The 26,499-nt window shown below is 70.5% G+C and carries 24 protein-coding genes; 13 read left to right on the top strand and 11 right to left on the bottom strand.

Annotation, left to right across the window (positions count from 1 at the left end):
* Window positions 1–14: 14 nt before the first annotated feature.
* Entirely contained in the window at window positions 15–347 is a 333-nt protein-coding gene (locus tag ACSEEN_RS02700) for a hypothetical protein (RefSeq protein WP_298442140.1), read from the bottom strand.
* Window positions 348–459: 112 nt separating this feature from the next.
* Between ACSEEN_RS02700 and chaB the strand changes: the two genes are divergently transcribed.
* The 3 genes from chaB to ACSEEN_RS02715 all read left to right on the top strand — a co-directional run bounded on the left by chaB (window position 460) and on the right by ACSEEN_RS02715 (window position 2,575).
* On the top strand, window positions 460–693 hold the full coding sequence (gene chaB / locus ACSEEN_RS02705; protein WP_247867140.1) for a putative cation transport regulator ChaB: 234 nt from the start codon (window positions 460–462) through the stop codon (window positions 691–693).
* 98 nt (window positions 694–791) lie between these two features.
* Complete coding sequence (locus ACSEEN_RS02710) at window positions 792–1,595, top strand: SDR family oxidoreductase (protein ID WP_247867955.1); 804 nt, start codon at window positions 792–794, stop codon at window positions 1,593–1,595.
* Between the two features lie 203 nt (window positions 1,596–1,798).
* Window positions 1,799–2,575: a SigB/SigF/SigG family RNA polymerase sigma factor gene (locus ACSEEN_RS02715; RefSeq protein ID WP_440712241.1), complete on the top strand. Its 777-nt coding sequence runs from the start codon at window positions 1,799–1,801 to the stop codon at window positions 2,573–2,575.
* 91 nt (window positions 2,576–2,666) lie between these two features.
* On the opposite strand, the gene ACSEEN_RS02720 is transcribed toward ACSEEN_RS02715, so the two are convergent.
* The 6 genes from ACSEEN_RS02720 to ACSEEN_RS02745 all read right to left on the bottom strand — a co-directional run bounded on the left by ACSEEN_RS02720 (window position 2,667) and on the right by ACSEEN_RS02745 (window position 7,769).
* Entirely contained in the window at window positions 2,667–5,171 is a 2,505-nt protein-coding gene (locus ACSEEN_RS02720; RefSeq protein ID WP_440712242.1) for an HNH endonuclease signature motif containing protein, read from the bottom strand.
* Between the two features lie 297 nt (window positions 5,172–5,468).
* Window positions 5,469–5,840 carry a hypothetical protein gene (locus ACSEEN_RS02725; RefSeq protein WP_440712243.1) on the bottom strand — a complete coding sequence of 124 codons (372 nt, stop codon included), beginning with the start codon at window positions 5,838–5,840 and terminating at the stop codon, window positions 5,469–5,471.
* Window positions 5,837–6,136, bottom strand: a complete 300-nt coding sequence (locus tag ACSEEN_RS02730) for a metallothionein (RefSeq protein ID WP_502260902.1) — start codon at window positions 6,134–6,136, stop codon at window positions 5,837–5,839. Before ACSEEN_RS02730 ends, ACSEEN_RS02725 begins: the two co-directional genes overlap by 4 nt.
* Before the next feature lie 72 nt (window positions 6,137–6,208).
* Window positions 6,209–6,409 (bottom strand): hypothetical protein, encoded by a 201-nt coding sequence (locus tag ACSEEN_RS02735; RefSeq protein WP_440712245.1) that lies wholly within the window; start codon window positions 6,407–6,409, stop codon window positions 6,209–6,211.
* 77 nt (window positions 6,410–6,486) lie between these two features.
* Window positions 6,487–7,506 (bottom strand): hypothetical protein, encoded by a 1,020-nt coding sequence (locus ACSEEN_RS02740; RefSeq protein ID WP_440712246.1) that lies wholly within the window; start codon window positions 7,504–7,506, stop codon window positions 6,487–6,489.
* 5 nt (window positions 7,507–7,511) lie between these two features.
* Window positions 7,512–7,769, bottom strand: a complete 258-nt coding sequence (locus ACSEEN_RS02745; protein ID WP_247867153.1) for a hypothetical protein — start codon at window positions 7,767–7,769, stop codon at window positions 7,512–7,514.
* Between the two features lie 171 nt (window positions 7,770–7,940).
* Between ACSEEN_RS02745 and ACSEEN_RS02750 the strand changes: the two genes are divergently transcribed.
* Genes ACSEEN_RS02750 through ACSEEN_RS02760 form a run of 3 tightly spaced genes read left to right on the top strand, consistent with a single transcriptional unit; the run spans window position 7,941 to window position 11,801 of the window.
* On the top strand, window positions 7,941–9,560 hold the full coding sequence (locus ACSEEN_RS02750) for an outer membrane protein assembly factor BamB family protein (protein ID WP_440712247.1): 1,620 nt from the start codon (window positions 7,941–7,943) through the stop codon (window positions 9,558–9,560).
* Window positions 9,557–10,942 carry a hypothetical protein gene (locus ACSEEN_RS02755; protein WP_440712248.1) on the top strand — a complete coding sequence of 462 codons (1,386 nt, stop codon included), beginning with the start codon at window positions 9,557–9,559 and terminating at the stop codon, window positions 10,940–10,942. Before ACSEEN_RS02750 ends, ACSEEN_RS02755 begins: the two co-directional genes overlap by 4 nt.
* Window positions 10,943–10,958: 16 nt before the next feature.
* Complete coding sequence (locus tag ACSEEN_RS02760) at window positions 10,959–11,801, top strand: shikimate 5-dehydrogenase (protein ID WP_440712249.1); 843 nt, start codon at window positions 10,959–10,961, stop codon at window positions 11,799–11,801.
* A gap of 12 nt (window positions 11,802–11,813) precedes the next feature.
* Here the strand turns inward: ACSEEN_RS02760 and ACSEEN_RS02765 are convergent, their stop codons facing one another.
* The gene (locus tag ACSEEN_RS02765; RefSeq protein WP_440712250.1) at window positions 11,814–12,467 is read right to left on the bottom strand and encodes a Uma2 family endonuclease; all 654 of its coding nucleotides are present in this window, start codon (window positions 12,465–12,467) and stop codon (window positions 11,814–11,816) included.
* A gap of 13 nt (window positions 12,468–12,480) precedes the next feature.
* Here ACSEEN_RS02765 and argS point away from each other — a divergent pair, with 13 nt between their 5' ends.
* The 7 genes from argS (at window position 12,481) to ACSEEN_RS02800 (ending at window position 21,857) form a co-directional block, all read left to right on the top strand.
* Window positions 12,481–14,133: an arginine--tRNA ligase gene (gene argS, locus ACSEEN_RS02770; protein WP_440712251.1), complete on the top strand. Its 1,653-nt coding sequence runs from the start codon at window positions 12,481–12,483 to the stop codon at window positions 14,131–14,133.
* A gap of 9 nt (window positions 14,134–14,142) precedes the next feature.
* Entirely contained in the window at window positions 14,143–15,564 is a 1,422-nt protein-coding gene (gene lysA / locus ACSEEN_RS02775) for a diaminopimelate decarboxylase (RefSeq protein ID WP_440712252.1), read from the top strand.
* Window positions 15,557–16,882 (top strand): homoserine dehydrogenase, encoded by a 1,326-nt coding sequence (locus ACSEEN_RS02780; RefSeq protein ID WP_440712253.1) that lies wholly within the window; start codon window positions 15,557–15,559, stop codon window positions 16,880–16,882. The genes lysA and ACSEEN_RS02780 overlap by 8 nt, the downstream gene beginning before the upstream one ends.
* Entirely contained in the window at window positions 16,875–17,960 is a 1,086-nt protein-coding gene (gene thrC / locus ACSEEN_RS02785; protein WP_440712254.1) for a threonine synthase, read from the top strand. The genes ACSEEN_RS02780 and thrC overlap by 8 nt, the downstream gene beginning before the upstream one ends.
* Before the next feature lie 9 nt (window positions 17,961–17,969).
* The gene (gene thrB, locus ACSEEN_RS02790) at window positions 17,970–18,935 is read left to right on the top strand and encodes a homoserine kinase (protein ID WP_247867160.1); all 966 of its coding nucleotides are present in this window, start codon (window positions 17,970–17,972) and stop codon (window positions 18,933–18,935) included.
* A 262-nt stretch (window positions 18,936–19,197) separates the two neighbouring features.
* A complete protein-coding gene (rho, locus tag ACSEEN_RS02795; RefSeq protein ID WP_440712272.1) occupies window positions 19,198–21,027 on the top strand; it encodes a transcription termination factor Rho in 1,830 nt (609 codons plus the stop codon).
* Window positions 21,028–21,506: 479 nt separating this feature from the next.
* Window positions 21,507–21,857, top strand: a complete 351-nt coding sequence (locus tag ACSEEN_RS02800) for a hypothetical protein (RefSeq protein ID WP_440712255.1) — start codon at window positions 21,507–21,509, stop codon at window positions 21,855–21,857.
* A 631-nt stretch (window positions 21,858–22,488) separates the two neighbouring features.
* Here the strand turns inward: ACSEEN_RS02800 and ACSEEN_RS02805 are convergent.
* From ACSEEN_RS02805 to ACSEEN_RS02815, 3 genes are read right to left on the bottom strand one after another with little or no spacing between them, the layout of a single operon-like run.
* A complete protein-coding gene (locus ACSEEN_RS02805) occupies window positions 22,489–23,664 on the bottom strand; it encodes a diflavin oxidoreductase (RefSeq protein ID WP_298446613.1) in 1,176 nt (391 codons plus the stop codon).
* 49 nt (window positions 23,665–23,713) lie between these two features.
* On the bottom strand, window positions 23,714–24,691 hold the full coding sequence (locus ACSEEN_RS02810) for a ChuX/HutX family heme-like substrate-binding protein (protein ID WP_440712256.1): 978 nt from the start codon (window positions 24,689–24,691) through the stop codon (window positions 23,714–23,716).
* On the bottom strand, window positions 24,691–26,487 hold the full coding sequence (locus tag ACSEEN_RS02815; protein ID WP_440712257.1) for a sulfite reductase subunit alpha: 1,797 nt from the start codon (window positions 26,485–26,487) through the stop codon (window positions 24,691–24,693). Before ACSEEN_RS02815 ends, ACSEEN_RS02810 begins: the two co-directional genes overlap by 1 nt.
* Between the last annotated feature and the right edge of the window lie 12 nt (window positions 26,488–26,499).

Raw genomic sequence — 26,499 nt, forward strand, 5'->3', positions numbered from 1 at the left:
GCCGGTTCGCGTGGTCACCACGCAGCGTAGGGGACGGTCAGGGCGCCGAGCATCAGGACCAGCAGAAACCAGCCCGCGCCTTGCCACGGCACCCACGGCTTGCCACGCGTGTACACCGCGATGCCGGTGCCGAGCGCACCGATCCCGCCGAGCAGGAAGACACCGGGCACGGCGAGGGCCAGGCCGCGGTTGTCGCCGCCGAGGGCGGCGAAGACGGCCAGCACCACCAGGGCCGCCGCGATCACCGCGAGCGCGTAGACCGTCGGCGCCCGGTAGGGGCGGGGGTCGGACCACCGCTTCTCGACGTCGCGGCGACCGGGGTCCAGGGGTTCTTCGTCGGTAGCCATGTCTCCGGTCTACGCGTCCCCGGCGTCGCGGTCCAGCTTCCAGGTGAGGTTTACCGTCGAGGTGGAACGGGTACGCGGAGAGGGCCCGGTCACCGATCGAAGGAGCAGAACCATGCCGTACGAATCCAGAAGCGAACTGCCCGACTCGGTGCAGCACGTGCTGCCCGCCCACGCGCAGGAGATCTATCGCGAGGCGTTCAACCACGCCTACGACGAGTATTCCGACCCGGACAAGCGCCGCGGCCACGCCGGCCGGGAGGAGACGGCGCACAAGGTGGCGTGGTCCGCCGTCGAGAAGGGCGGCTATCGCAAGGGCGACGACGACAAGTGGCACCGGGACTCGTGATGCGGCGGTTCGATCCCGGCACCGAGGGCCCGCGCACTCCGGGCGCGTCGGGTTCCCATCCGCCCCGTACCACCGGCTATCCCGGCGCCACCGGCGACATGCCCGAGCAGCCGCGTGACGAGATGCACGACTACCAGGGCCGCGGCCTGCTGCGGGGGCGTCGTGCCCTCATCACCGGCGGCGACTCAGGGATCGGCCGGGCGGTCGCGGTCGCCTTCGCGAAGGAGGGCGCCGACGTGGCGATCGCCTACCTGTCCGAGGAGGAAGACGACGATGCCGCGCACACCGTCGGCCTGGTGCAGGCGCAGGGCCGCGCGGCGGTCGCCATCCGCGGCGACCTGGCCGAGGCCGAGCAGTGCCATCGCGCCGTCGAACGGACGGTCGCGGCGTTCGGCACGCTGGACATCCTCGTCAACAACGCGGCCTTTCAGGCGCCGGTCGACGACTTCGCGGACCTGAGTCCGGCGCAGTGGGCACGCACGTTCGCGGTGAACGTCGACAGCTGTTTCCACACCACGCGCGCCGCGCTGCCGTACCTGACGCCGGGCGGCACGATCATCAACACCGGTTCCATCAACGGCCTGCGCGGCAACAAGCAGCTCATCGACTACGCGGCCGCCAAGGGCGCCGTGCATGTGCTGACCTTCTCCCTGGCCAAGGCGCTGATGGACCGGAACATCCGCGTCAACTGCGTCGCACCGGGACCGGTCTGGACGCCGCTCATCCCGGCGACGCTCCCGGCCGAGCAGGTCGGCGAGTTCGGCTCCCAGGCGCCGTACGGACGGGCCGCCGAACCGGACGAGATCGCGCCCTCGTACGTCTTCCTCGCCAGCGACCGGCTGTCGTCCTACTACAGCGGCGAGGTCCTCTCGCCGGTCGGCGGCGAGACCCTGCCCGGCTGAGGACGGGGGTTGAGATCGGCGGCGGCCCGTCGTAACGTCGGGCACACCCGGTTCAACACACAGCCGGGATTCCCCGGGCGGCCCCTTTCGGTGCGCCGCCGTTCATCGACGACGCGCGGCGGCGTTTCACCCCCCGGTCGATTCTCACCGCCGGTCGCTGCCGACTTCATGCGTCGTCCATCGAACAGAGGAGTCCAGGAACGATGACCACCGATCAATACCAGCGGGCTACGGAACTGATGACGGAGCGGGCACGACCGGAGTGTTCCCGCGAGAGCGCCGCGAGGCTGCGCGAGGAGTGCATCGTCGAGTGCCTGCCGCTCGCCGAACACATCGCGCGGCGCTTCAGCGGCCGCGGCGAACCGTACGACGATCTGTTGCAGGTGGCCCGGCTCGGGCTGATTCAGGCGATCGATCGCTTCGATCCGGGCGCCGGGCACGACTTCCTCTCCTTCGCGGTGCCGACCGTGATGGGCGAGGTGCGCCGCCATTTCCGCGACCGGGCGCCGGTGCTGCGGGTGCCCCGCGGATCGCGCGACCTGCACGACAAGGTGCTCGCCGTCCGCGAGGAACTCGCGCAGGAACGGTCGTGCATGCCGACCACGACCGACATCGCCGAGCGGCTGGGCGCCGAACCCGGCCAGGTTCGGAAGGCGATCGACGACTGCCGCGCCGGTGCCGCGATCTCCCTCGACCAGTGCCGGTCCGTCGATGCCGAGGCCGGCCCCGCCGTGATCGACCGGCTCGGCGACGTCGACCCGGGCTACCGCCGCGTCGACGACTCCCTGGAACTCGGGGAGGCGCTCGGCGACCTCGGCCGCCGGGAACGTCGCATCCTCGGCCTGCGGTTCGTCCGGCTGATGTCGCAGAGCGAGATCGCCGACGAGATCGGGATCTCCCAGATGCATGTGTCCCGGTTGCTGCGCCGGACGCTGGACCACCTGCGCCGGGTACTCGAGCCGTGGCCGGCCGCGGCCTGACGCGCGACGCGGTCTGGCACTTCCAGCAGTCGTGCTGGTGGAGGGGAGTTGAGACCACTCATCCGATCGGGCGGCCACATCCCTGTCCCGGTCAGAACGGCGGTTCTTCGGGGAAGCCTTCGTGGTCGTTCCCGGCCTGCGTGTCGCGGGCGTGGCGTTCGCGGCGGTTGGCGTCGCGTTCGGCACAGCGGCGTGCGTGTTTGGCCTGCGTGCGGGTCCGTGCGCGGTCCGGACTCAGGTCGTAGGTGTCGTGATCGGGTTGCCCGGCTCGGGATGTCTGCCCGGCGAGCTGGTGCCGGCACCGCAGTCGCGCCAGTCGAGGGAACAGCCACTGGTTGGGTGCGAGGGTTTCGGTAGTGATCCCGAACAGGGTCATCGCGCAGTGGTAGAGGCCGGCGTCGTCGATCCAGATCTCGTCGACGAATCCGGGGAGATGGGTTTTCGCGAGGTGGTGATAGCGACACTTCGGCAAGAGGTTGCACAAACAGGTCGGTCCGCCCTCGCGAGGGCAGACCTGATTGAACTCGGTGACATGGTCGAGATCGCAGGAGAACGCGGCGCGTGCGCAACCGGGGATCGAGCAGGTGCCCCAGAGGAACCGGGCGACGGTGTCGGTGACGGTGTTCGGCCGATAGGGGTCGCTCGGCAGAGCGGTGCGGCCGATGACTCGCCCGGCCGGTGCCGCGTGAGCGGTGGGTGTCGTGGCGCTGCCGGGCACGGGGGTGTGGGCCGCGATGGTCGCGGTGGCCATCCCTGCGCTCGCGGTGTCGGCGATCGTAGCGTCGGCGCTGTCGATGGGGATGTCGAGATCGGCGAAGTACGCCAGAGCAACCGCATCGACAGCAGCCCAGTCGACGCCGTCGAAGACCGAGTCGAACCAGGCCCCGGCTCTCGCTGAACCGATTCCCGGGGAAGTGTCGCCGCAACTCGGTGAACCGGAGCCGGGCTGGTCGCCACTGACCGGTGCGTTCGGAGCGGAATGGTCGATCAGCGCAGAGCGATCGATCAGTGCGGCCATGGCCGGGTGGTCCTGTCCGGCCGGGTCGGCTCCTTCGGTGAGGTCGTCTCGCTCGCTGAGGTCGTGCAGTGCGGCTTCTTGCACGAGTTGGGCGAAGAGGACGTCGATGTCGGCATCGTCGAGATCACAGACGCGCCGTGACCAACGTGCCGAGTCGCCCCGGAGCGTGGCCGGGTCTGATCGGTCCGTGGTGACTGGGCCCACGCCGATATCGAGGCCGTCTCGGCCTTCCTCGGCGGCGTCGCCCTCACCGCATCCGACGTGCAGATCGGATTCGGGTCCGCACCGGGCGCGGTCCCGGGCTCTGATACCGCCAAGGCTCGTGTCTTCGGCGTCGGCGGTGTCTTCTGCGGTGCCTGCCTCGGTGTCGTCGTGGCTCTCGTCGTCGCGCGGGTCGTCTGCGGTGGGTTCGGGGCGCCGGTGATCGTCTCCGCGCTCGTCGGAGGTGCCGGGGCGGGGTCGTCGTCGGTGCACCGCGGCGTCGCCGCGGGTCGTGACCGGATCGCCGGCTTCCGCCGGATCGCTGTGGCCAGTCGAGTCGGTGGGCTCGCACAGGTCGTTGAGGTCGACCGGCCGGATCACCGCATCCTTCCGACCAGCGAGGTCACGGGCGTGATCAGCCGAGATCACCCCGTGCCCGTCGAGATAACCCGGCTGGCCGCCGCCGTCGAGTGTGGTGGAGTCGACCACGACGTGGATCACCACTCGCTTGAGTCGCTCATCCAACGCGGCCGGATCCAACCGGGCGGTGCAGTCCTCACGCCCGCACCGGCAGGTGAACTCCTGTCCGGTGACTCGGGCGTTGATCGCATCGGCCCGCCGGGCACCGGCGGTCCGCGGATCATGCCTGCACACCCCGGCGGCGAACGCGTCCGCAGCAGCTAGCAGCAGACGATTGTCCTCGGCTGGAGCAACGATCGTGACCGCCGACATGCCGTCCGGCCGTGCATCGACATACACCGTGCGGCGGGCCTTCGCCTTCTCACGCCGGCGGCGCACCGCATCCGGATCAGTCAAAGCGAGGAACCTGTTCGCCAGATCGGTGACCTGTTTCTCCGAGAGCACCGCGCGCCGACCGTAGAGCCGGAGAAGTTCTCCGCTGATCTGCCCGTCCAGGGCGGCGACCGCGACCGGGTCGGTCACCAACTCGACCGCCAGGACCAGTTTGTGGAACCGTCGCCGGTCCAGAATCCCGTCCCGCAACAACACCGCACACCGGGGAAGCCGGTCGCGGGCGGCGAACGCATCATCGAGCAACATCGCCCCTTGATACTCGGTGCCCTCGACATACTGGGCCAGACACAGGATCACCTGCGCATCAACGTCGAGGAGTTTATGCGCGACCCGCTCCGCACTGTCGACCGCCTCGGCGGCGGCCTTCGCGGCGACCTGATCGTAGATCGCGAGCGCACCCTGAAATTGTGTCCAATCCAGGAATGCGTGAGCCTTCTTCACCGTGTTGATCCGCCCGGCCACCTCGGCCTGCGTCAATCCGGACAGATCCTGCCCGGCAGGACCCAGACCGAGAGCAGACAGGTCCGCGGTCGGCCAGGCCGACGGCGCGAATCCGAGTAACATCACCCACCACCCCCTCGGCGATCTGTGCTGGTCAACACCGGTTTTCTGGCGTCTCTGTACTGCTGACGACATCATGACACACCCCTCCGACAAACCGAACAAATGAACGATCATCTCGTCTGATGGGTGGTCTCGACTCCGCTCGACCGTCATGGGTGCTTCGCGTAGCCGTCGGGACGGCACTTCGCTCGATAAGTCAGCGGCCGCGGACCGGCAGACGGGACAGCGCGTCGATCAGCAGTCGGGTGTCTTCCTGAGGCCGGTAGACCGTGGCCGCGGCGGCGGGCGCCGGGGCAGTCATTGGGGCCCTCGCGGGGCGGGCGGGACCGGCGGATGCGGATGATGACGCCGATAGTCGGCGGCCTCCTCCGCGGTGACCTCCGGGATCAACGGATCGTGCTCGGCGCGGTCGTGCCGGCGCCGTGTGGTGAGCGCGGCCCGCCCGCCGACCAGGCAGGCGAGCGCCAACGCCGTGCAGACGACGGCGCCGGCGACCCAGCCCGTCAATGCCCAGCCGAGGGCCGCGGCGGAGATCGCCATGCCGATCAGTGCGATCGCGATCAGAAGCAGAACGTAGCCGAGGAGTCCGAGCGCCTTCAGCGGCCGGGCCACCTCGCCGGGGAGCAGGTCGGCCGCCGGATCGTGGGCGGACCGTCGGGGCCCGGTCATGACCGCACTCCGGCGTTGTCGACGAGTTCACGGTTGCCGTCGCGCCGAGCGCAGTTCGCGCAGCAGTAGATGGACACGTCGTCTTGGACGCCGTGCCCGATGATCGCGCAGCCGCATCGTGCGCACCGCGGGGCGTGACCGGCGATGGCGCACTCGAAGCTGTCGTAGACGCCGCGTCCCGGCAGTCCTTCCACCGAGATCAGCAGTGCGTTGCGGTACTCGTTGCCGCAGATGTCACAGGTAGCGATGGGAATCCTCTCTCCGGCGGCGTGGTCTCGACTCCGCTCGCCCGGTATGCGTCACGGAGCGAGCGGTGAACGGATGCGAACGGGAGGGGAGCGTCATCGCGCTTCCCCTCCCGCCCCGTGTCACTGGCCGCTGTGGCTGTGCTCGCCGCCGCGGACCTTGGCCTCGTGCGGCTGCTGCTCGGCACCCTTGCGGCCGGCCTCATGCGGGTCGGCACCTTCCGGGGAACCGAACTTGCCCGAGCTGGCCTCGCCGCCCTTGTGCGCCTGTTCCTCCGTGTCGGACCGGTTGCCGAACTGTCCTGGGTTGTTCGGATCTGCCATCGTCGAACACCTCCTTGTGATGTGTTGTCGCGGAAGCTCCGCGGCCAAGGAGTACCCGAGTGGGCGAGTGCTAAACGTCAGCCGGCGAGAATCGCCGTGACCTCCGGTGAGGCGTAGAACGGGGCGAGCTGTTCGCGCACGATCCGCTCCAGTTCGCCGTTCGCGGCGGACGCCGCCAGCAGGCGGGGTGCCATCTGGACGGCGTAGCCGACCAGATCGTCGCGGGTCAGGTCGATGTCCTCGATGAGCACGGCCGCGGGGTGCCCCGCATAGGTGTCGAAGAATCCGTCGACGAACGCCTCGGCCAGCGCGATGACCGGCCGGCTCGTGGCGGCCGCGATCACGACGTCCTGCGCCAGCCCGGCGACGCGCAGGGCGTCGTCGGGGGAGAGCACGGTGTCGTGGCGGCGGACCGGGCGATCGGCGTACAGATCGAAGACCTCCAGGACGGCGGTCCGGGTCTGCGGGTCGTTCAGGGTGGCGATGATGATCTTGTTCAGCCTGCTCATCGCGAATTCCGCGCCTTTGGCGGCGGTGTCGCCGAAGAACTGCTCGAACTGCTCGCCGGTCTTCCCGATGGCCTTGCCGGCGACGGAGGTGCCCAGGTTGACCAGCGAGCCGACGCCGGGGATCTTCTCGGCGACCGCGCGATTGCCCGCGAGGACGTCGTTCACGATGCGCCCGACGAAGCGGGACGCCAGCGAGGCGACGAGCGGGCTGCTGGTGAGCTCGTCCAGCGCGCGTTCGAGGGCGGGGGTGAGCGCGAGCGTCTCGTCGGTGAGCCGTTCGACGTTGTCGCGGTCGATGAGTTCGCGGAGCGTGTACTCGCCGGCCGGGTTGCCGACCACGATCGACGCTCCCGACTCGGCGAGCGTCGTCGCTGCGGAACTGGCCGGCAGCCGCGCGGCGAGAAGTCTGACCAGGGACTTCACCTGGGCGGGGTCGACCAGCTCGCCCACGGTCGTCTTCTCGGCGGCGGCCAGGACGTCGTCGACGAGCTGAGTGGTGACCTCGGTGACCTCGTCGCCGGTGAGGCGTCCCAGCGCCCAGCGGACCTGCGCGTCGAGCAGTTGCTCGGCGATCGATACGTCGCTCATAGCGGTCAGTTCAGCCCGTCCCGGCGCTTCTGCTCCTCGTACTGCGCAGCGGCGCTCTCGTGCTCGGGATTCTCGGTGATCAACGACTGGCCGCCGAACTCGCGGTACAGCGCGAACACCGCGAGGATCAGGCCGAGGACGCCGCACGCGTAGGTGCTGCCGGGGACGTGCGACCATCCGCGGTTGACGACGTCGACGATCGCCCAGATCACCCCGACGAAGCCGAGGCCGACCATGAGGACCAGGAATCCGCTCACACGCATGGCGTTCATCCTGCCATGGGCGTGTGCACCGACCGGCCGGGCGCGTCGCAGTGGTCGAATAGTCGCGATGGTCGAATAGTCGTGATGGTCGGGTAAGGGAACAAACGTCGGGGCCGGCACCGTCTTATCGCTGCCGGGTGCATCCGCACCGGCCGAGTCGAAGGGGCGGAGATGACGGGTACCGGTGTACCGCCGACGGTCGACGACGAGCGCGCGCCGGCCGGCGGGGTCTGCCGTGGTCTGGCGTTTCTGCTGTGCGCGGTGGGCTCGGGTCTGCTGCTTCTCGCCGTGGCGATCTCCGGGGCGGTGCTGCTTCGGGTGCGGCAGCCGCACGACGACTTCGCGTCGCTCCGCGGCCCGGCGAACGTTCTGATCGTCGTCTTCGCCCTGGTCATCGCGGTGCTGATCGGACTGCTGGTGGCCGCGTGGGCTGGCGGTGCGCCGCCGTCGCTGCGGGTCGCCGTCCTGCTGACCGCCGCGGCCGGCGTCCTGGTGTTGCTCTCTGTCCAGCGGTTCGGGGGTATCGAGAGCGAGGCCGGGCAGGCCGGATTCAGCGGGCAGCACGCCACCTGGCTCGCCCTTCGGCTGGCGATCGGGGGCTGCGTGGCGGTGTTCGTCGGCGTGATCATGCTGCCGGACCGGGAGACGAGTCGCCTCCGCTGGGCGGTGGCGCCCGTCGCGGTGATCGTCGTCGCGGCCGGAGTCCTCACTCTCGGGCTTCCGCTGTTGCCGTCCGGCGGTACGACGCTCCGGGTGGCTGATCCGCTGCCGCCGGTGCCGCCGATTCCTGCCGCGGTCTCCGGTCCGGGCCGCTCGCTGCCCGCCGGTATCACCGACGCGATGGCGTTCGGCCCCGGTTACCTCGTCTCCAGCCGTCACGGCGGCCTCCTGACCATGCACGACGCGACCGGCGCTCAGCGGTGGCGATTCGACCTGGCCCCGGGGGTGAACAGCGCGGTCAGCCTGCTGCCCGCCGAGTCGCTGGTGGTGGTGGCGCGAGTGTCGGACCGCGCGGACACCACGTACGCGATCGACGCGGCGAGCGGACGACTCCGCTGGACCGCGGCGGGGCTCTGGGCCGTGCCGGACAGGCACTTCGACGGCACTCTCGCCACCGGACACACCTTGATCCAGCCGACTGCGGACCGGTCCGCGGTCAGTGCCGTCTCACCCGCGACCGGCACCCGGATCTGGGAGCACCGCGTCCCCGCGGACTGCGCGATGGACTGGTTCTCCGGGTCGCGCGACGTCCTCGAAGCGCACACCTACTGCACCGGCACCGAGATGTTCGTGCGCGTCATCGACCCCGCGACCGGTGCGTTGCGGCGCACCACCCCCTATCCACCGGCCTACGACAAAACCGTTCCCGTGGGTCGTGACTTCACCCTGACGCGGACGTACCGGCCCGGAATCACGACGATCCGCCGGACCGGCACGGGCCGTCCGGTGCGGGTGATCCGCTCGGCCGACGTCTCCTGCCCCAGCGACACCGACTGCGTCTCCGTGGCCGACGGCCGCGTCGTCCTCTTCTCGTTGACCGGCGCGCATCCGGACCTGGTCGTCCGCGGCGTCACTTCGGCGCGGGATCCGGTGCTGCTGAAAGACCAGCTGATCTTCCAGGCGGGATCCGAGGGCGACGGCGAGCGCCCGGTCGTGCTGGTGAACCGGACGACGGGCGACGTGCAGAAGGTCCCCGCGAGTCGTGCGCTGGCTCTGCAGGCGATGCCCGGCGGCGTGCTGGCGACCGGTGCGGACGGCCGCGGATTCGTGCTGGAAGGTGCCCACCGATGAGCACGGACATGCGCTCGAACAACGCGCCCGGCCGCCCGAATTCCGCCGCTCTCGGCGTCGCGGGAGCGGCCGGTGTGCTGGCGGTCGTCTTCGGGGTGGCCGCGCTGGCGGGCGGACACGCCGTGATGGCGATGGCCGGCGCGCTGCCGATCCTCGCCTGGACCGGGATCGCCGGCGGGGTGGCCGCACTGGCCGCCGGGTTCGTCATCGCCCGGCGGCCGTATCCCGGCGGGACCGTCGTCCTCGCCGTGACCGGTGCCGGTATCGCGGGCGTCGTGCTTCTGGAGTGCACCGGCGATCTCGCCGGCCGGCGAGACCTGCTGCGCGTCGTGGATCCTCGCGGCGCGACGATCTACGCGCTGGCCGCGGCGATCGCCGCCGGTCTCGCGTTGCTGGCATGCGCGGCCGCGATGTGGCGGTTGGCGCCGTCTCGGCGAGCATTCGTCGTGGCCGGGGCGGTGAGCCTCGTCGCCGGTCTGGGCACCACGGTGCCGCTGGCGGCGACCTTCCCGCGAATGCCGGAGTCGCGGACCGTCGCGCCGAAAGCTACTCCGCCACTGCCGGATTCGATCCGCGGCGAGGTCGCCTACCGGATCCGGGGCACGACCACCAGCGTCGTTCCCGCGGGTCCCGGCTTCGTCACCGTCAGTGACGACGATGAGGTGAGCGGCTACGACGGCGTGACCGGCGCGCTCCGCTGGCGCTTCCCCGCGGGAGAGCTCGACGGAGTTCGATCGGACAGGCTCTACTCCACACGGGGAGTGCGCGCCCTCCGGGTGACCGAGGACGGGCGGCAGGTGCGATTCGCGGTGTCGGCCGTCGCCGTCACCCTGGACGCGAACACCGGGGCCGTCCTCGAGCTGTCGCGTGCCCCGGAGGCCGCCGCGCCGCCGCCGGGTCTCACGCTGCCGGGTGGCGGGCGGATTCGTCGCGACGGAGACAACGGTGCGTTTCACATCCTGAATTCGCGTGACGAGGTGATCGATGAGTTCAGCGCACCCGACCGGTTCCCGGTTCTCGTCGGTCCGGGAGGCTGGATCGTGCTCGCCGCCGTCGATGATCATCGGGACCTCTCGGTCGTCGTGCGCTGGCCGGCCGAACACCGCTCGGTGGAGGTGCCGCACCTCGCGCTGACCGACCGGGGCCGGCCGGTGCGCGTCGAGGCGTTCGCGGCGCTCGGCGACCGGCTCATGTACGGCGGGAACGGTGCGATCCTGGCGCTGAACCCGTCCACCGGCACCGTCGTCGAACGCCTGCCGAGCCCGTGCATCGGAGATCCCGCCGTGATAGCCGGCCTGGAGACCGTCCCCGGCGCGCTGCTGGTGCACTGCCACGCGTCGTTCTTATACGACGGTTTCGAGGAACTCGTGGGGCTGCGATGACACTAGGCTGGAGCACATGACCGACCTGCCGGACCCGCCGCACGCCCGCGCCCTCGACCGCGACACCGCGCTCTGCGTCTCGCTCGCCGCGCGGCCGTCGAACCACGGCACCCGATTCCACAACTACCTGTACAACGCGCTCGGGCTGAACTACGTCTACAAGTCCTTCGCACCGCGCGACCTCGCCGCCGCCGTCGAAGGCATCCGCGGCCTCCCGATCCGCGGCGCCGCGGTGTCGATGCCGTACAAGGAAGCGGTGATCGACCTGGTCGACGTCATGGAACCGTCGGCCGCGGCGATCGAATCGGTGAACACGATCGTCAACGACGACGGGGTGCTGCGCGCCTACAACACCGACTATCAGGCCGTCGCGGACCTGCTCGAGGGGTCCGGATTCGACCGCGCCTGGCCGGTCGCCGTCGCCGGCAGCGGCGGGATGGCCAAGGCCGTGGTGGCGGCCCTGCGCGACACCGGGTTCGGCGACGTCACCGTCGTCGCCCGCAACACCTCCACCGGCACCGACCTCGCCGGCCGCTACGGGTTCGCCTACCGCCCGGTGCTGAACGACGACGACCGCCCCGCGCTCCTGGTCAACGCCACCCCGATCGGGATGGCGGGTGACGCGGCGAAGTCGGCACCCTTCCCGGACACGGTGATCGACGCCGCCCTCGCCGGGTTCGACGTGGTCGCGATGCCGCCGGACACCCCGCTGGTACGACGACTGCGCGCCGCGGACAAGCCGGTGATCAGCGGCGACGCGGTGATCGCCGGTCAGGCGGCACTGCAGTTCGTGCTCTACACCGGTGTCACCCCGCCGCCCGAACTGGTCCGGGCGGCGTCGGAGTACGCGAGGTCGTAGGGGCGCCGCCGGTCACGACGTTCGCATCCCCGGCAGGTCGATCTCGACGGGGAACGGATCGGCGGTACGGAACACGCCGGTGACGGGCGGACACGATTCGGTGTACTCGCCGTCGTCGCCGAGTCTCAGCACGGTGAGTGAGCGGTCGGGTTCCAGAATCCAGTAGTGCGGGATGCCCGCGCGGGCGTATTCGTACCGCTTCATCACCCGGTCGGTCCCGGCACTGCCCGGGGAGACTATCTCCACGACGAGGACGACGTCCGAGGCCGCGACAGGCTGTGGGCCTCCGGTGCGGATCACGGCGATGTCGGGCACTCGCACCGTCGCGGGGCCGCGCGCTTCGACGACGACATCGATCTCGCCGAATCCCTGTATACCCGGCGGGCAGGCGGCACGCAGCGCCGCCAGCATCTCGAACTGCGCGTTCTGATGCTCTTGTCTCGGCCTCGGTGACACCCGCAGTACGCCCTCTTGCAGCTCGGTGTGAACGAGCTCGTCCTCGGGCATCGCGGCCCAGTCGGACAGCGTCAGCAACCCGAGAGGCTCGGGCATGGGGGAGTGCTGCGCGGTCATACGACCACGATAGGCGCGCACCCGGACGGCGGAAAGCGCGTTGTCCACAGGCCCGGCCGCAGCCCGATTGTCGCCCGCGACCGGCGCGGCCATAGAATGGGGAGCCGTGACTCCCACCGATCTCGCCGCCCTGATTCGTGCTGCGACGCTGGCTGTTTTCGCCGCGCACGACCTGGACGTTTCGCTCGTCCCCGAGACCGTGGTGGTGGAGCGGCCCCGCAACCCTGAGCACGGCGACTACGCCACCAACATCGCACTTCAGCTGGGCAAGCGGGCCGGCGTCAACCCGCGCGAGCTGGCCGGCTGGCTGGTCGAGGAACTGCGGGCGTCGGACGGCATCGACGACGCCGACCTCGCCGGTCCGGGTTTCGTGAACCTGCGGCTGGCCGCCGCGGCGCAGAACGCGACCGTGGCGACCATCCTGGAGCAGGGCGAGAAGTACGGTCTCGGCGACGAACTCGCCGATTCGGTGGTCAACCTCGAATTCGTCTCGGCCAACCCGACCGGCCCGATCCACCTCGGCGGCACCCGCTGGGCCGCCGTCGGCGACGCCCTCGGCCGTGTTCTGGCCGCCCGCGGTGCCACGGTGACCCGCGAGTACTACTTCAACGACCACGGCGAACAGATCAACCGCTTCGCCCGCTCCCTCGAGGCCGCCGCCCGCGGTCTCCCGGCGCCGGAGGACGGCTACGCCGGCGAGTACATCAACGACATCGCCGACGCGGTGGTCGCCGCTCACCCGGGCGTGCTGGACCAGCCCGACGACGAGCGCCTGGAGACCTTCCGCGCGCAGGGCGTGGACCTGATGTTCACCCACATCAAGCGGACGCTCGCCGAGTTCGGCACCGTCTTCGACGTCTACACCCACGAGAACTCGATGTTCGACCGCGGCCTGGTCGAGGACGCGATCGCCGACCTCAAGGCCAGCGACAACCTGTACGAGGCCGACGGTGCCTGGTGGCTGCGCTCTACCAATTACGGCGACGACAAGGACCGTGTGGTCCTCAAGAGCGACGGCAACGCCGCCTACATCGCCGGTGACATCGCGTACCTCAAGGACAAGCACGACCGCGGCTTCAATCACCTCATCTACATGCTCGGCGCCGACCACCACGGCTATGTGGTGCGCCTGAAGGCGGCCGCGGCCGCGCTCGGCTACGACGCGGACAGCGTCGAGGTGCTGATCGGGCAGATGGTGAACCTGGTGCGCGACGGCAAGCCGGTCCGCATGAGCAAGCGGGCGGGCACCGTCATCACCCTCGACGACCTCGTGGAGGCCGTCGGCGTCGACGCCGCTCGCTACGCGCTGATCCGCTCGTCCATCGACGCCAACATCGACATCGACCTCGACCTGCTGCGCAAGCAGTCCGCGGAGAACCCGGTCTACTACGTGCAGTACGCCCACGCGCGACTCTGCGCGCTCGCCCGCAACGCCGCGGAACTGGGCCTGACCGCGAGCCTCGATCACCTCGACCTGCTCACCGACCCGGCCGAGGGTGAGCTGATCCGGACCCTCGGCGACTTCGGCTCCACGGTGGCCACCGCCGCGGAACTGCGTGAGCCGCACCGGATTCCGCGCTACCTGGAAAGCCTCGCCGGGAGCTACCACCGCTTTTACGCCCATTGCCGCGTGCTGCCCCAGGGTGACGAGGAGGCGGGCGACGTGCACGCCGCGCGTCTCGCCCTGTGCGCCGCGACCCGCCAGGTGCTCGCCAACGGCCTCGACATGGTCGGCGTCAGCGCCCCCGAACGGATGTAGAGAACCGATATGGCACACCCCGCAGGCCCCCGGCACGCCGAGATCCTGGCCGCCCCGCATCTCGCGGAGCGGCCGAGTTCCCCCGAGGCGATGGCCGAGATTCCCGCAAATGTCTTCCCGCGCAACGCTTCTCGTGATGCCGATGGTGTCCTGGAGATCGCCGGAGTGACCGTCGACCGACTGGCCGCCGACTACGGGACGCCGCTCTTCGTCTACGACGAGGACGACTTCCGTTCGCGCTGCGCCGACATGCAAGCGGCCTTCGCGCCCTACGGCCGCGTGCACTACGCGTCGAAGGCGTTCCTCTCGGTGCAGATCGCCAAGTGGGTCGAATCCGAGGGCCTGTCGCTCGACGTGTGTTCCGGCGGCGAGCTCGCGGTGGCCCTGCGCGCCGGTTTCCCGGCCGAGCGGATCGCCCTGCACGGCAACAACAAGAGCGAGACCGAGCTGGCCGCCGCGCTCGACGCGGGCATCGGGCACGTGGTGCTCGATTCGATGATCGAGATCGAGCGCCTGGACCGCCTCGCCGGGGAGCGCGGCGTGGTCGCGGACGTGCTGGTCCGCGTCACTCCGGGCGTCGAGGCGCACACCCACGAGTTCATCTCGACCGCCCACGAGGACCAGAAGTTCGGCTTCGCGCTGAACGGCGGAGTGGCGATGGACGCCGTGCGGGCCGTGTTCGCCACCGACCATCTGCGCCTGGTCGGCCTGCACAGCCACATCGGCTCGCAGATATTCGAGATCGACGGCTTCGAACTGGCCGCCCACCGTGTCCTCGGCCTGCTCGCCGAGATCGTCGCCGAGTTCGGCGTCGCGAAGACCTCGCAGATCGAGACGTTGGATCTTGGTGGCGGACTGGGCATTTCGTACATGCCGAGCGATGATCCGCCGCCGGTCAAGGTCCTCGCCGATGCGCTGGCCGCGATCGTTCAGCGGGAGTCCGCACAACTCGGACTGCCGACCCCGAAGATCGCCGTCGAACCCGGCCGCGCCATCGCCGGACCGGCCGGTGTCACCCTCTACCGGGTCGGCACCGTCAAGGACGTCGCGCTCGACGGCAAGGCCGTGCGACGGTACGTCTCGGTGGACGGCGGTATGAGCGACAACATCCGCACCGTGCTGTACGACGCCGAGTACGACGTCCGGCTGGCCTCGCGCGAGTCGCAGGCCCGCGCCGTGGTGTGCCGCGTGGTCGGCAAGCACTGCGAGAGCGGGGACATCGTCGTCCGCGACTGCTGGCTGCCCGAGGACCTGCGGCCCGGTGACCTGCTGGCCGTCGGCGCCACCGGCGCGTACTGCTATTCCATGTCGAGCCGCTACAACCTGGTGCCGCGGCCCGCGGTGGTGGCGGTTCGCGACGGCGCCGCCCGCACCCTGCTGCGGCGAGAGAGCGTCGATGACTTCCTGAGCCTGGAGGTAGGCAATGAGTGACTCCGCAGTGCAGGAGCTTCCGGGGCGCCCGATCGGCGTCGCGGTCCTGGGGATGGGCAATGTCGGCACCGAAGTGGTCCGCATCCTCATCGAGAACGCCGACGACATCCGCGCCCGCGTCGGTGCGCCGGTGGAGCTGCGCGGTGTCGCCGTGCGCGACACCGCGCGGGAACGCCCGGGCATCGACCCGGCGCTGCTGACCGGCGACGCCGAGGCGCTCGTCGCCCGTGACGACGTGGACCTCGTGGTGGAGCTGGTCGGCGGCATCGAGCCGCCGCGGACGCTGATCCGCGCCGCTCTGGAGGCCGGCAAGTCGGTGATCACCGCCAACAAGGCGCTGATGGCTGCGTATTCCGGCGAGCTGTCGGAGGCGGCGGCGCGCAATCGCGTCGACCTGTACTTCGAGGCCGCCGTCGCCGGTGCGATCCCGGTGATCCGGCCGCTGACCCAGTCGCTCGCCGGTGACTCGGTGAACAGGGTGGCAGGCATCGTCAACGGCACCACCAACTACATCCTCTCGGAGATGGCCGAGACCGGCGCCGACTACGCCGACGTGCTCGCCGAGGCCGGTCGCCTGGGCTACGCCGAGGCCGATCCGACCGCCGACGTGGAGGGCTACGACGCCGCCGCCAAGGCCGCCATTCTCGCCTCCATCGCCTTCCACTCGCGGGTGACCGCCGACGACGTCTACCGCGAGGGCATCACCGCGATCACCGCCGACGACCTCGAAGCAGCGAAGAAGTTCGACTGCACCGTCAAGCTCCTCGCGATCTGCGAGCGACTGAATGATGGAGGGGCAGAACGGATTTCGGCGCGCGTCTACCCGGCGCTGATTCCGCTGGAGCATCCCCTGGCGGCCGTCAACGGTGCGTTCAACGCCGTCGTCGTCGAATCCGAGAACGCCGGCCGGCTGATGTTCTACGGGCAGGGCGCCGGTGGCGCGCCCACCGCCGCCGCCGTGATGGGCGATCTGGTGATGGCCGCGCGCAACCGCGTCTACAGCGGCCGCGGTCCGCTGGAGTCGACCTACGCGTCGCTACCGATCGCGCCGATCGACGACGTGCCCACCCGCTACTACGTGTCGATGCGCGTCGCCGACCGCCCCGGTGTGCTCGCGCAGATCTCCGGTGCGTTCGCCGAACGCGGCGTGAGCATCTCCGCCATGCGCCAGGAGGGTGCGGGCGAGGACGCGCGCCTGATCATCGTCACCCATCGCGCCTCCGACCGCGCTCAGTCGGAAACCGTTGCCGGACTTGAAGAAATGGACTCCGTGATCGAGGTGTCCAGTGTGCTCCGCCTGGAGGGAACCGATGACTGACACCACCTACACACCCGTTCACCGCGGCTGGCCCGGCCTGATCGAGGCCTACCGCTCGCGCATGCCGGTCGGCGACGACTGGAAGATCGTGACGCTCCTCGAGGGGGGCACCCCGCTGATCTCGGCGCCGTACCTCAGCGAGGTCACCGGCTGCGAGGTCTACCTCAAGGTCGAGGGCCTCAACCCGACCGGGTCGTTCAAGGACCGCGGCATGACGATGGCCGTCACCACCGCCGTCAACAACGGCAAGCGCGCCGTGCTGTGCGCGTCCACCGGCAACACCTCCGCCTCGGCGGCCGCCTACGCCACCCGCGCGGGCATCACCAGCGCGGTGCTGATCCCCGAGGGCAAGATCGCGATGGGCAAGCTGGCCCAGGCCGTGATGCACGGTGCCAAGGTGATCCAGGTGCAGGGCAACTTCGACGACTGTCTGGAGCTGGCCCGCAAGGTGACCTCCGACTACCCGGAGATCGAGCTGGTCAACTCGGTGAATCCGGCCCGCATCGAGGGACAGAAGACGGCGTCGTTCGAGATCGTCGACGTCCTCGGCCGGGCCCCCGACGTGCACGCGCTCCCGGTCGGCAACGCGGGCAACATCACCGCGTACTGGAAGGGCTACAAGGAGTACCACGCCGACGGGATCATCGACGCGCTGCCGCGGATGCTCGGCGTCCAGGCCGCCGGCGCCGCGCCGCTCGTCCTCGGCGAGCCGGTACTGAACCCGGAGACCATCGCCACCGCGATCCGCATCGGTGCCCCGGCCAGCTGGAACCAGGCCGTCGCCGCCAAGGAGGAGTCGAACGGCCAGTTCCGGGCCGCGACCGACGAGAAGCTGCTGGAGGCCTACCGCCTGCTCGCCGGGAAGGTCGGCGTCTTCGTCGAGCCCGCCTCGGCCGCCAGCGTGGCCGGCCTGCTCGCCGCCCACGCCGACGGCTGGGTGAAGCCCGGCTCGCTGGTGGTCTGCACCGTCACCGGCAACGGCCTGAAGGATCCGGACACCGCCCTGCGCGACATGCCGCAGGTGGATGCCATCGCCGTCGACCCGGTTGCGGTCGCCGGGGCGCTCGGCGTGGGATAGTACGTCCTCATGAGTGCTAGCCCCCTCGCGCTGCTCGGCGCACCGGACGCGGACCTGCGGCTGAGCCCCGGCCTGCGCGCCGGCGTACGCGTCCCGGCGTCGTCGGCCAACCTCGGCCCCGGCTTCGACTGTCTCGGCCTGGCGCTGGGCGTGTACGACGACATCGTCGTGACGGTGACCGACGGCGGCGTGGCCGTCGAGGTGACCGGCGAGGCCGCCGGCGACGTGCCGCGCGACGGCCGTCATCTGGTGGCCCGCGCGGTGATCCGCGGTCTGGAGTTCGCCGGTATCGCCGCGCCGGGACTGCACCTGAAGTGCACCAACGTCATTCCGCACTCGCGCGGCCTGGGGTCGTCGGCCGCGGCGGTAGTCGGCGGTCTGGCCGCCGCGTCGGCGCTCATCGCCGCCGACGGACGACGTCCCGCGCTCACCGACGACGAGTTGGTGCAGCTCTCCGGTGAGTTCGAGGGGCACCCCGACAACGCCGCCGCCAGCGTGCTCGGCGGCGCCGTGGTGACCTGGATGACCGACGAGTCCGGCCACACCGGCTACTTCGCCCGCCGCCTGCACCTGCACCCGGCGATCGTCGCCACCGCGTTCGTCCCGCAGATCGAGTCGTCGACGGCCGTGACCCGCGGTCTGCTGCCCGACGCGGTGCCCCGCGGCGACGCGATCTTCAACCTGAGTCGTGCGGCACTGGCCGTCGTCGCACTCACCAGCGATCCCGGCTGCCTGATGGAGGCCACCCGGGACCGCCTGCATCAGGACTACCGGTCGACGGCGCTGCCGGAGACCACGGCGCTGGTCGCGGAGCTGCGGCGCCGCGGACACGCGGCGACCGTGTCGGGTGCCGGTCCGTCGGTCCTGGTGCTGGGGGAGGCCGAACTCGGCGACGACGCTCGCGCCCTGGGGGCCGAGCACGGCTTCGCGATGCTGTCGTTGCCCATCGGCGAGGGTGTCAAACCCCACAACTGACCGGTACGGTGCTACACTGGCAGCGTTCCGCCGCGAAGACATCTTCTCTCACGTCTTCGGTACACACCGCCAGAGGCCGTCGACTCCGACCGGCCGCAGCGTCGGCCGGTCGTGATCTTTCGCCGCGGCGGAGCACAGAGAATCTCCACACCACTTCTTCATTGTTGTGGGCCCGGCGGCCTCTGCCGCGGGCAACGAAAGGACATCCGTGACCGATACGGACCTGAGCACTCCCGACACGGCCAAGCGCGGCCTCAGCAGCATGCTGCTCCCGGAACTCCGCACCGTGGCCGCCGGCCTGGGCATCAAGGGCATTTCGGGAATGCGCAAGGGCGCGCTGATCGACGCGATCCGCGCTCAGCAGTCCGGTGGGGCCGCGAACACCGCACCTGCCGGGAAGCCCGCCGCCGACAAGCCCGTCGTCGCGAAGACGGCCGAGAAGGCCCCGGCGGAGAAGGCACCTGCCGAGAAGACCGTCGCGGAGAAGGCCCCGGCCGATTCCGCGCCGAAGTCCGGCCCCGAGCAGGGCGAGGAGCGCGGCCGCGGCGCGCGGCGCGGCGAGAACCGCGACAACCGGAACGGCGAGAACCGGAACGGGGCCAACAAGCCGGACACCGGCGACAAGGGCGCGGCCAAGCAGGGCGACAAGAACAACGCCGACAAGAACAACGACGCGCGCGGCGAGAAGTCCGACGGCAACAAGAACGACGGCAACAGGAACGACGGCGGCAACAAGGGCGGCCAGCGGAACCAGGGCAACCAGGGGCAGGGCGGCCAGAACCAGGGCAACCAGAACCAGGGGAACCAGGGTCCGTCGGACGACGGCGAGGGCGGCGGCCGCCGCCGCGGCCGTCGGCTGCGGGAACGCAACCGCCGCAACCGCGATCGTGGCGACGGTGGCGGCGGGGCGGAGCCGCAGCTGAACGAGGGCGACGTCGTCGCACCGGTCGCCGGCATCCTCGACGTGCTCGACAACTACGCCTTCGTCCGGACCTCCGGCTACCTGCCCGGCCCGAACGACGTCTACGTCTCGATGAACATGGTCCGCCGTTACGGCCTGCGGCGCGGCGACGCGATCACCGGTGCCGTGAAGGTGCCGCGCGACGGCGAGCAGGGCGGCGGGGGCGGCAATCAGCGGCAGAAGTTCAACCCGCTGGTCCGCCTGGACACCGTCAACGGCGGCGATCCGGAGCTGTCGCGCAAGCGGCCCGACTTCACCAAGCTGACGCCGCTGTACCCGAATCAGCGCCTGCGGCTGGAGACCACGCCCGAGCGGCTGTCGACGCGCGTGATCGACCTGATCATGCCGATCGGTAAGGGCCAGCGCGCCCTGATCGTGTCGCCGCCGAAGGCCGGTAAGACCACCATCCTGCAGGACATCGCGAACGCGATCACCACCAACAACCCCGAGTGCCATCTCATGGTCGTGCTGGTGGACGAACGGCCCGAAGAGGTCACCGACATGCAGCGCAGCGTGAAGGGCGAGGTCATCGCCTCCACCTTCGACCGCCCGCCGTCGGACCACACCACCGTCGCCGAACTGGCCATCGAACGCGCCAAGCGTCTCGTGGAACAGGGCAAGGACGTCGTCGTGCTGCTCGACTCGATCACCCGCCTGGGCCGCGCCTACAACAACGCCTCCCCGGCGTCGGGCCGTATCCTGTCCGGTGGTGTCGACTCCACCGCGCTGTACCCGCCGAAGCGGTTCCTCGGCGCGGCGCGCAACATCGAGAACGGCGGCTCGCTCACCATCATCGCGTCCGCGCTGGTGGAGACCGGCTCGACCGGAGACACGGTGATCTTCGAGGAGTTCAAGGGCACCGGCAACGCCGAGCTCAAGCTCGACCGCAAGATCTCCGAGCGCCGCGTCTTCCCGGCCGTCGACGTCAACCTGTCGAGCACCCGCAAGGACGAGCTGCTGCTCTCGCCCGACGAGTTCGCGATCGTGCACAAGCTGCGCCGGCTCCTCGCCGGCCTGGACAGCCAGCAGGCGATCGACCTGCTGGTGAGCCAGCTGAAGAAGACGCGGAACAACGTCGAGTTCCTGATGCAGGTCTCCAAGACCGCCCCGGGCGGTATCGACAACGACTGACCTCGGGTCTTCTCGTCTGGTCGCGGGGTCGTTGACGACCCTTTCTCGGCCCTTCGACCGCGTGTCGTCGCTCCGCTCCGCCACGCATGCTCAGGAGGGGCCAGTCCTCGCTGCTTCGTTCTAGAAGGCTGTGCCGATCTCGAGAGTGGCTGCGGAGGGCTCGAAAGGGTCGTCAACGCCCCCGCTTCCGTCGTCTCAGCAGGTCCGTCGTCGCGGTCCGCGCGGTGCGGGGTGGCTGCGTCGATCGACGTGCTCCCCAGCTGGTCGAGCCTGCTTCCAGCCGGTCGAGCCCCGCTATCCGCCGGCCGGGCTGGTCGAGTCTGTTTCAGCCGGCTGAGCCGGTCGAGCCCCGCAGGGGCGAGACCGTGTCGAAGCCAAGCATCTCGCTGGGTGGTGGCTCCGCGCGGACACCCGGAGAAGTGACCTTGGCTCGAGGCCGTCGCCCGAACGATTCGCCGCCTCGACTCCGTGCCGCCCACATGACGGCGGCGCTCTGGCGGCTCACGTGTGCATATCTGGATCGTGACCGGCTATTCTGCCGACGTCGTACTGGTCCGTGGCCGTCGGACGGGACCTCGGCGTCGAGCGGCGACGGTTACCCCTTCGGCTGGTTCGACGCGTACGACGGGAAAGGCGGGACCTTCAATGCGCAGTTCGGGACCGCCCTCGGTACCGACGGTGAGCGCCTGCTGGTCTCGCTCGATTCGGACAGCTTCGCCGCGTTCGGGATCGACTCGTCCACCCCGCTGTGGCGCCGGACGCTCGACGATCGGTACACGCTGCTCGCCGTCGGCGGGAAGCTGTACGACCGCAACCGTCGCCTGCTCTGAGCGACTGCGCCCGCGCTCCCCGGCCCCGGCGCGCCCGGCGATCGGTCGCGGATCGTGTCGCCGGTCGACACATGTCGTGATTCTTGCTGGATCCGGCGGCGTGTCCGCGACAGATTTCGGCCGCGACAAGATCCGCGACGTCTTGCTCCCGTGGCGCCCAGATCGTCGGCCGTGTGGAGACGTCCTGCTAGGAGGGCGTTTCGACACGATCTCGGCTAGCGCCTCGATCGGCTCAACGGGCTGTGGGGGCGGGTCGGCTCAGCGGGCTGTGGGGGCGGGTCGGCTCAGCGGGCTGTGGGGGTGGGTCGGCTCAGCGGGCTGTGGGGGTGGGTCGGCTCAGCGGGCTGTGGGGGTGGGTCGGCTCAGCGGGCTGCGGGGGCGAGTCGGCTCAGCGGGCTGCGGGGGCGAGTCCGCTCAACGGGCGGTGGGCCCGGGTCGGCTCGATGGGTGGTGGGGGCGGGTCGGCTCGATGGGTGGTGGGGGCGGGTCGGCTCGATGGGTGGTGGGGGAGAGTCGGCTCAGCGGGCTGTAGGGGTGGGTCGGCTCAGCGGGCTGTGGGGGCGGGTCGGCTCAGCGGGCTGTGGGGGCGGGTCGGCTCAACGGGCGGTGGGGGCTCGTCCCAGAGGAAGCGTCAGTAGACGTCGCGGCGGTAGCGGCCGGCGGTGCGCAGCTCGTCGAGGCGGGCGCGGGCGGCGGTGTCGTCGAGGCCCTCGTTGGTCGCGATGATCGAGACCAGGGCGTCGTCGACGCTGGCGGCCATGGCGTCGGCGTCGCCGCAGACGTAGAGGACCGCGCCGTCGCGCAGCCAGTGGTAGAGGTCCTCGCCGTGGCCGTCCATCAGGTGCTGGACGTAGACCTTCTCCTCCTGTTCGCGGGAGAAGGCCACGTCCAGGCGGTCCAGGACGCCCTCGGCGTGCAGTTCGTGGATCTCCTCGCGGTACAGGAAGTCCTGGTCGCGGCGGCGGGCGCCGTGGAACAGCCAGTTGCGGCCCGCGCCGCCGGCGGTGGCGCGCTCGTGCAGGAAGCCGCGGAAGGGGGCGATTCCGGTACCGGGGCCGATCATGATGATGTCGGTGTCCGGTTCGGGCAGGCGGAAACTCTTGTTCGGGGTCAGGTAGATGCCGACGGTGTCGCCCGGCGTCACCCGGTCGGCGAGGTACGTCGACGCCGCGCCGCCGCGGTCGCGCCCGTCGCCCCAGTCGTCGGTGGCGAAGTGCCGGACGGTCGCCGGGGTCAGGTGAATGGTCCCGGCGTGCACGTTCGGCGACGACGAGATCGAGTAGGTGCGCGCGGCGAGCGGCCGGAGCTCGGCGAGCAGCGCCTCCGGGGTCGGCGTCCAGTCGGGTTCCAGGTTCAGCAGATCGAGCACGTCCCGGCCGCGCGCCCAGGCGTCGAGGTCGGCGCGGTCACCGTCGAGCAGGGCGGCCGCCGCCGTGTTGCCGAGGGCCTTCGCCAGGTGGTCGAGCAGATACATCGACACCGAGGTGATCTCGAACCCGTGGGTGAGCGCGTTCGACAGCGTCTGCGAGCCCTTCCGGTCGGTGATCTCCGTCTCCGGCGGCACGCCGAGCCGCGCGATGATCGCCGTGACCAGCGACGGGTCGTTGGTGGGGAGCACCGAGACGGCGTCGCCGGGCTCGTATTCCAGACCCGCGTCGGCGACGTCGAGCACCAGGTGACGAACCTCCTTCTCGCTCTCCGGGGCGGTGAGGAGGGTGTTCTCGATGACCCGCGCCTCGTAGGGATTGCGGCGAGACCAGCGGACTTTCTTGGCCCGGCCCGCGGGCCGCTCGGATTCGGTCGTCATGGTCGTAATCTACCCCGCGGTACGCGCGGTACCCGTCAGGCTCGGGCGGTCACGAGTGGTCGCGCAGATCATCGATCAGCTGCTCCCATCCGGCCCACGTCGACTCGGTGATCGGGCCGGTCACCGAGGCGAGGAAACAGCACCGGCCGTGGCGGTCGTACAGTTCGACGGCGCTCGTGCGTCCGCGCGAGCCGTCGGCGCGGGTGAGCCAGCAGTGCTCGATGTCATTGAAGTCGATCATGGTGCTGGTGCCGCCGGACGCCATGACCATGACGCCCGCGTGTTCGCGGACCCCGTCGAGGCGGTCGTGATGGATCGCGAGGATTCCGGGTGCGACGGCGCAGGTGGTGATCGGCATGGACAGCCGGGCGGCGTGCGTGAGCGCGGCGACGAGCTGCGACGACGCGACGCGCACCGCGCCGGCCTGGGTGCCGCTCGCCAACGCTGCACCGCGCCGGCATCCGCGGTCGGCGAGCACGTCGTCGAGCATCGCGAGCTGGTCGCCGGAGTCACCCGGCGTGCTCGGTCCTTCGCCGAGGTGGACTCCGGCCAGTCCGCCGCCGCCGACCGACGGCCCCACCAGGGAGAGCGACTCGAAGACGAGCCGGTCGGAGCCGCGCGTCAGATAGACGGCGTGCGCGATGGTGCCGTCCCGGTCGAAGAAGCGCAGCGTCGGGGGAGTGCGGTCGACCGGTTCGGTGATCACCATCGGCCCCAGCGCGGCGGGCCGCACGCGCAGGGCGATCGTCCCGGCCGGCGCGAGGAGCGGGCCGCCCGCGCCGATGGGTGCCGCATGCGCGCCGGTGGCGCTGGTCAGCACCGGACCGGCGGCCGTCACGCCGACCACCTCATCCAGCAGGGGCAGCGCACTCAGGACGATGTCGACCGGACCGTCGAGGAGAGTGCTCGCCGATCCCGGCGCGTCGAGCACCTGCTCCAGGTCGGTGCCGCGGCCCCGTGCGCGTGGACACCTCCGGCACGGGCAGTCGTCCGGGCGTGACCGATCCTCCGGCTGCTGTCCGTTCATCAGTACACGTCCCTGCAGTACCGCTTGTCCTTCTTCAACTCACCGACGTACAGGCCGGCCTTCTCGGCATCCATGCCGCCGTGCCGGGCGACGATCTCGGTCAGCGCGACGTCGACGTCGTGCGCCATCCGGCTCGCATCACCGCACACGTAGAGGTAGGCGCCGCGCTCGAGCCATCGGTAGAGTTCCCCGCCCCGCTCGCGCATGCGGTCCTGGACGTACACCTTGTGCGCTTGGTCGCGGGAGAAGGCCAGATCCAAGCGGGTGAGCCCGCCGTCGGCGCGGAACTGCTCGAGCTCGGCCTCGTACAGGAAATCCGCGTCGCGGTGCTGATCGCCGAAGAACAGCCAGTTCTCGCCGACGGCGCCGCGAGCCGCCCGCTCGTGCAGGAAGCTCCGGAAGGGGGCGATACCGGTGCCGGGCCCGACCATGATGACCGGGGCGGCGTCGTCCTCGGGCAGCCGGAAAGCCTTGTTCGGGGTGATGTAGACGTGCACCTGCTCGCCGGTCGCGCGGCGGTCGGCCAGGAAGGTCGAACAGACGCCGCCGCGCTCCCGATTCTCCGAGGTGTAGCGGACGGTCGCCATGGTGAGGTGCACGGTGCCGGGGTGGGCGGCCGGCGACGACGAGATCGAGTACACGCGCGGCGCCAACGGGCGCAGCTCGCCGATCAGCTCCTCCGGCGTCAGCGTGAGCGACGGATCCACGTTGAGGACGTCGAGCACGTCCCGGCCCCACAGCCAGGCGTCGAGTGCGTCGGTGTCGCCGGTGACCGACAGGTGCGTCAGTTCGTCGTCGCCGGTGCGCGAGGCGACGTAGTCGACGAGATACTTCGACGGGGTGGAGATCTCGTAGTGGTGGGTGAGCGCATCGCGCAGGGTGCGCTGCGTCTTGCGGTCGGTGATCACCTCGTCGCCGGTCGCGCCGATCCGGGACAGCAGTGCCGCGACCAGCGTCTCGTCGTTCACCGGCACCACGCTGAGTCCGTCGCCCGCCTGGTACTCGATCCCGCTGTCGCCCAACGAGATCACCACGTGCCGCACCTCCTTGCCGGAGGTGGGGCCCGAGAGGATCGAGTTCGCGAGAATCGTCGCGGGGTACGGCCTCTTGCGGCCCCACGCGACCTCTCCCGGGTCCTTCGACGACGGCGACGGAGACGGCGCCGTCGCGCTGAGCGCGGTCGCCGGAGCGTCGGCGAGCGCTTGCAGCGCACCGGGGAGCCACGCGTCGGCCGGGCGCTGGAAGTCGACGTCGCACTCGACCCGGTCGACGAGACGCTGGGCCCCGAGTTCGGCGAGCCGGCCGTCGAGGTTCTTCGCGGCCTGACAGAAGCCGTCGTAGATCGAGTCGCCGAGCCCGCACACGGCGTAGCGCAGACCCTCCAGGCGCGGTGCGCCGGCCTCGGCGAGCGCGCCCCAGAGGTCCTCGGCGGCGTCGGGCATGTCGCCCTCGCCGTACGTGGACACGACCGCCAGCAGTTTGCCCGACGCGGCGATGTCCGCCGCGGTCAGGTCGCCCATGTCGGCGACGCGCACCCGGAAGCCGAGGCTCGCGGCCGCCTCACCGGCCTGCTCGGCGATCATCTCGGCGTTGCCGGTCTGGGTGCCGTAGGCGATCAGCAGCGGGCCCGGACCACCGGCCGGCGCGAGCGTGCTGGTCGCCGTCCCCGCGAGGGCCGCGTCGGCCACACCGGTCGGCATCGCCATGCGCGTGTGCAGACCGGACATGAACCCGGCGAACCAGGCCTTCTGCTCACCGGTGAACGGGATGTCGGACGGAATGTAGGGGAGTTCCATGGGGACCGCCTT

Source organism: Gordonia marina (assembly GCF_052036135.1).
Lineage (GTDB): Bacteria > Actinomycetota > Actinomycetes > Mycobacteriales > Mycobacteriaceae > Gordonia.

Excerpts from the sequence above, each read along its gene's own strand:
- ACSEEN_RS02710 (WP_247867955.1), top strand. The coding sequence starts at position 792 with ATGCCCGAGCAGCCGCGTGACGAGATGCACGACTACCAGGGCCGCGGC.
- thrC (WP_440712254.1), top strand. The coding sequence starts at position 16,875 with ATGACTGACACCACCTACACACCCGTTCACCGCGGCTGGCCCGGCCTG.
- ACSEEN_RS02780 (WP_440712253.1), top strand. The coding sequence starts at position 15,557 with ATGAGTGACTCCGCAGTGCAGGAGCTTCCGGGGCGCCCGATCGGCGTC.
- ACSEEN_RS02805 (WP_298446613.1), bottom strand. The coding sequence starts at position 23,664 with ATGACGACCGAATCCGAGCGGCCCGCGGGCCGGGCCAAGAAAGTCCGC.
- ACSEEN_RS02735 (WP_440712245.1), bottom strand. The coding sequence starts at position 6,409 with ATGGCAGATCCGAACAACCCAGGACAGTTCGGCAACCGGTCCGACACG.
- ACSEEN_RS02740 (WP_440712246.1), bottom strand. The coding sequence starts at position 7,506 with ATGAGCGACGTATCGATCGCCGAGCAACTGCTCGACGCGCAGGTCCGC.
- ACSEEN_RS02765 (WP_440712250.1), bottom strand. The coding sequence starts at position 12,467 with ATGGCCGCGCCGGTCGCGGGCGACAATCGGGCTGCGGCCGGGCCTGTG.
- lysA (WP_440712252.1), top strand. The coding sequence starts at position 14,143 with ATGGCACACCCCGCAGGCCCCCGGCACGCCGAGATCCTGGCCGCCCCG.
- ACSEEN_RS02700 (WP_298442140.1), bottom strand. The coding sequence starts at position 347 with ATGGCTACCGACGAAGAACCCCTGGACCCCGGTCGCCGCGACGTCGAG.
- ACSEEN_RS02715 (WP_440712241.1), top strand. The coding sequence starts at position 1,799 with ATGACCACCGATCAATACCAGCGGGCTACGGAACTGATGACGGAGCGG.
- ACSEEN_RS02750 (WP_440712247.1), top strand. The coding sequence starts at position 7,941 with ATGACGGGTACCGGTGTACCGCCGACGGTCGACGACGAGCGCGCGCCG.
- rho (WP_440712272.1), top strand. The coding sequence starts at position 19,198 with ATGCTGCTCCCGGAACTCCGCACCGTGGCCGCCGGCCTGGGCATCAAG.
- ACSEEN_RS02745 (WP_247867153.1), bottom strand. The coding sequence starts at position 7,769 with ATGCGTGTGAGCGGATTCCTGGTCCTCATGGTCGGCCTCGGCTTCGTC.
- ACSEEN_RS02755 (WP_440712248.1), top strand. The coding sequence starts at position 9,557 with ATGAGCACGGACATGCGCTCGAACAACGCGCCCGGCCGCCCGAATTCC.
- ACSEEN_RS02815 (WP_440712257.1), bottom strand. The coding sequence starts at position 26,487 with ATGGAACTCCCCTACATTCCGTCCGACATCCCGTTCACCGGTGAGCAG.
- chaB (WP_247867140.1), top strand. The coding sequence starts at position 460 with ATGCCGTACGAATCCAGAAGCGAACTGCCCGACTCGGTGCAGCACGTG.
- ACSEEN_RS02760 (WP_440712249.1), top strand. The coding sequence starts at position 10,959 with ATGACCGACCTGCCGGACCCGCCGCACGCCCGCGCCCTCGACCGCGAC.
- ACSEEN_RS02810 (WP_440712256.1), bottom strand. The coding sequence starts at position 24,691 with ATGAACGGACAGCAGCCGGAGGATCGGTCACGCCCGGACGACTGCCCG.
- ACSEEN_RS02720 (WP_440712242.1), bottom strand. The coding sequence starts at position 5,171 with ATGTTACTCGGATTCGCGCCGTCGGCCTGGCCGACCGCGGACCTGTCT.
- ACSEEN_RS02800 (WP_440712255.1), top strand. The coding sequence starts at position 21,507 with ATGACGGCGGCGCTCTGGCGGCTCACGTGTGCATATCTGGATCGTGAC.
- thrB (WP_247867160.1), top strand. The coding sequence starts at position 17,970 with ATGAGTGCTAGCCCCCTCGCGCTGCTCGGCGCACCGGACGCGGACCTG.
- ACSEEN_RS02725 (WP_440712243.1), bottom strand. The coding sequence starts at position 5,840 with ATGACCGGGCCCCGACGGTCCGCCCACGATCCGGCGGCCGACCTGCTC.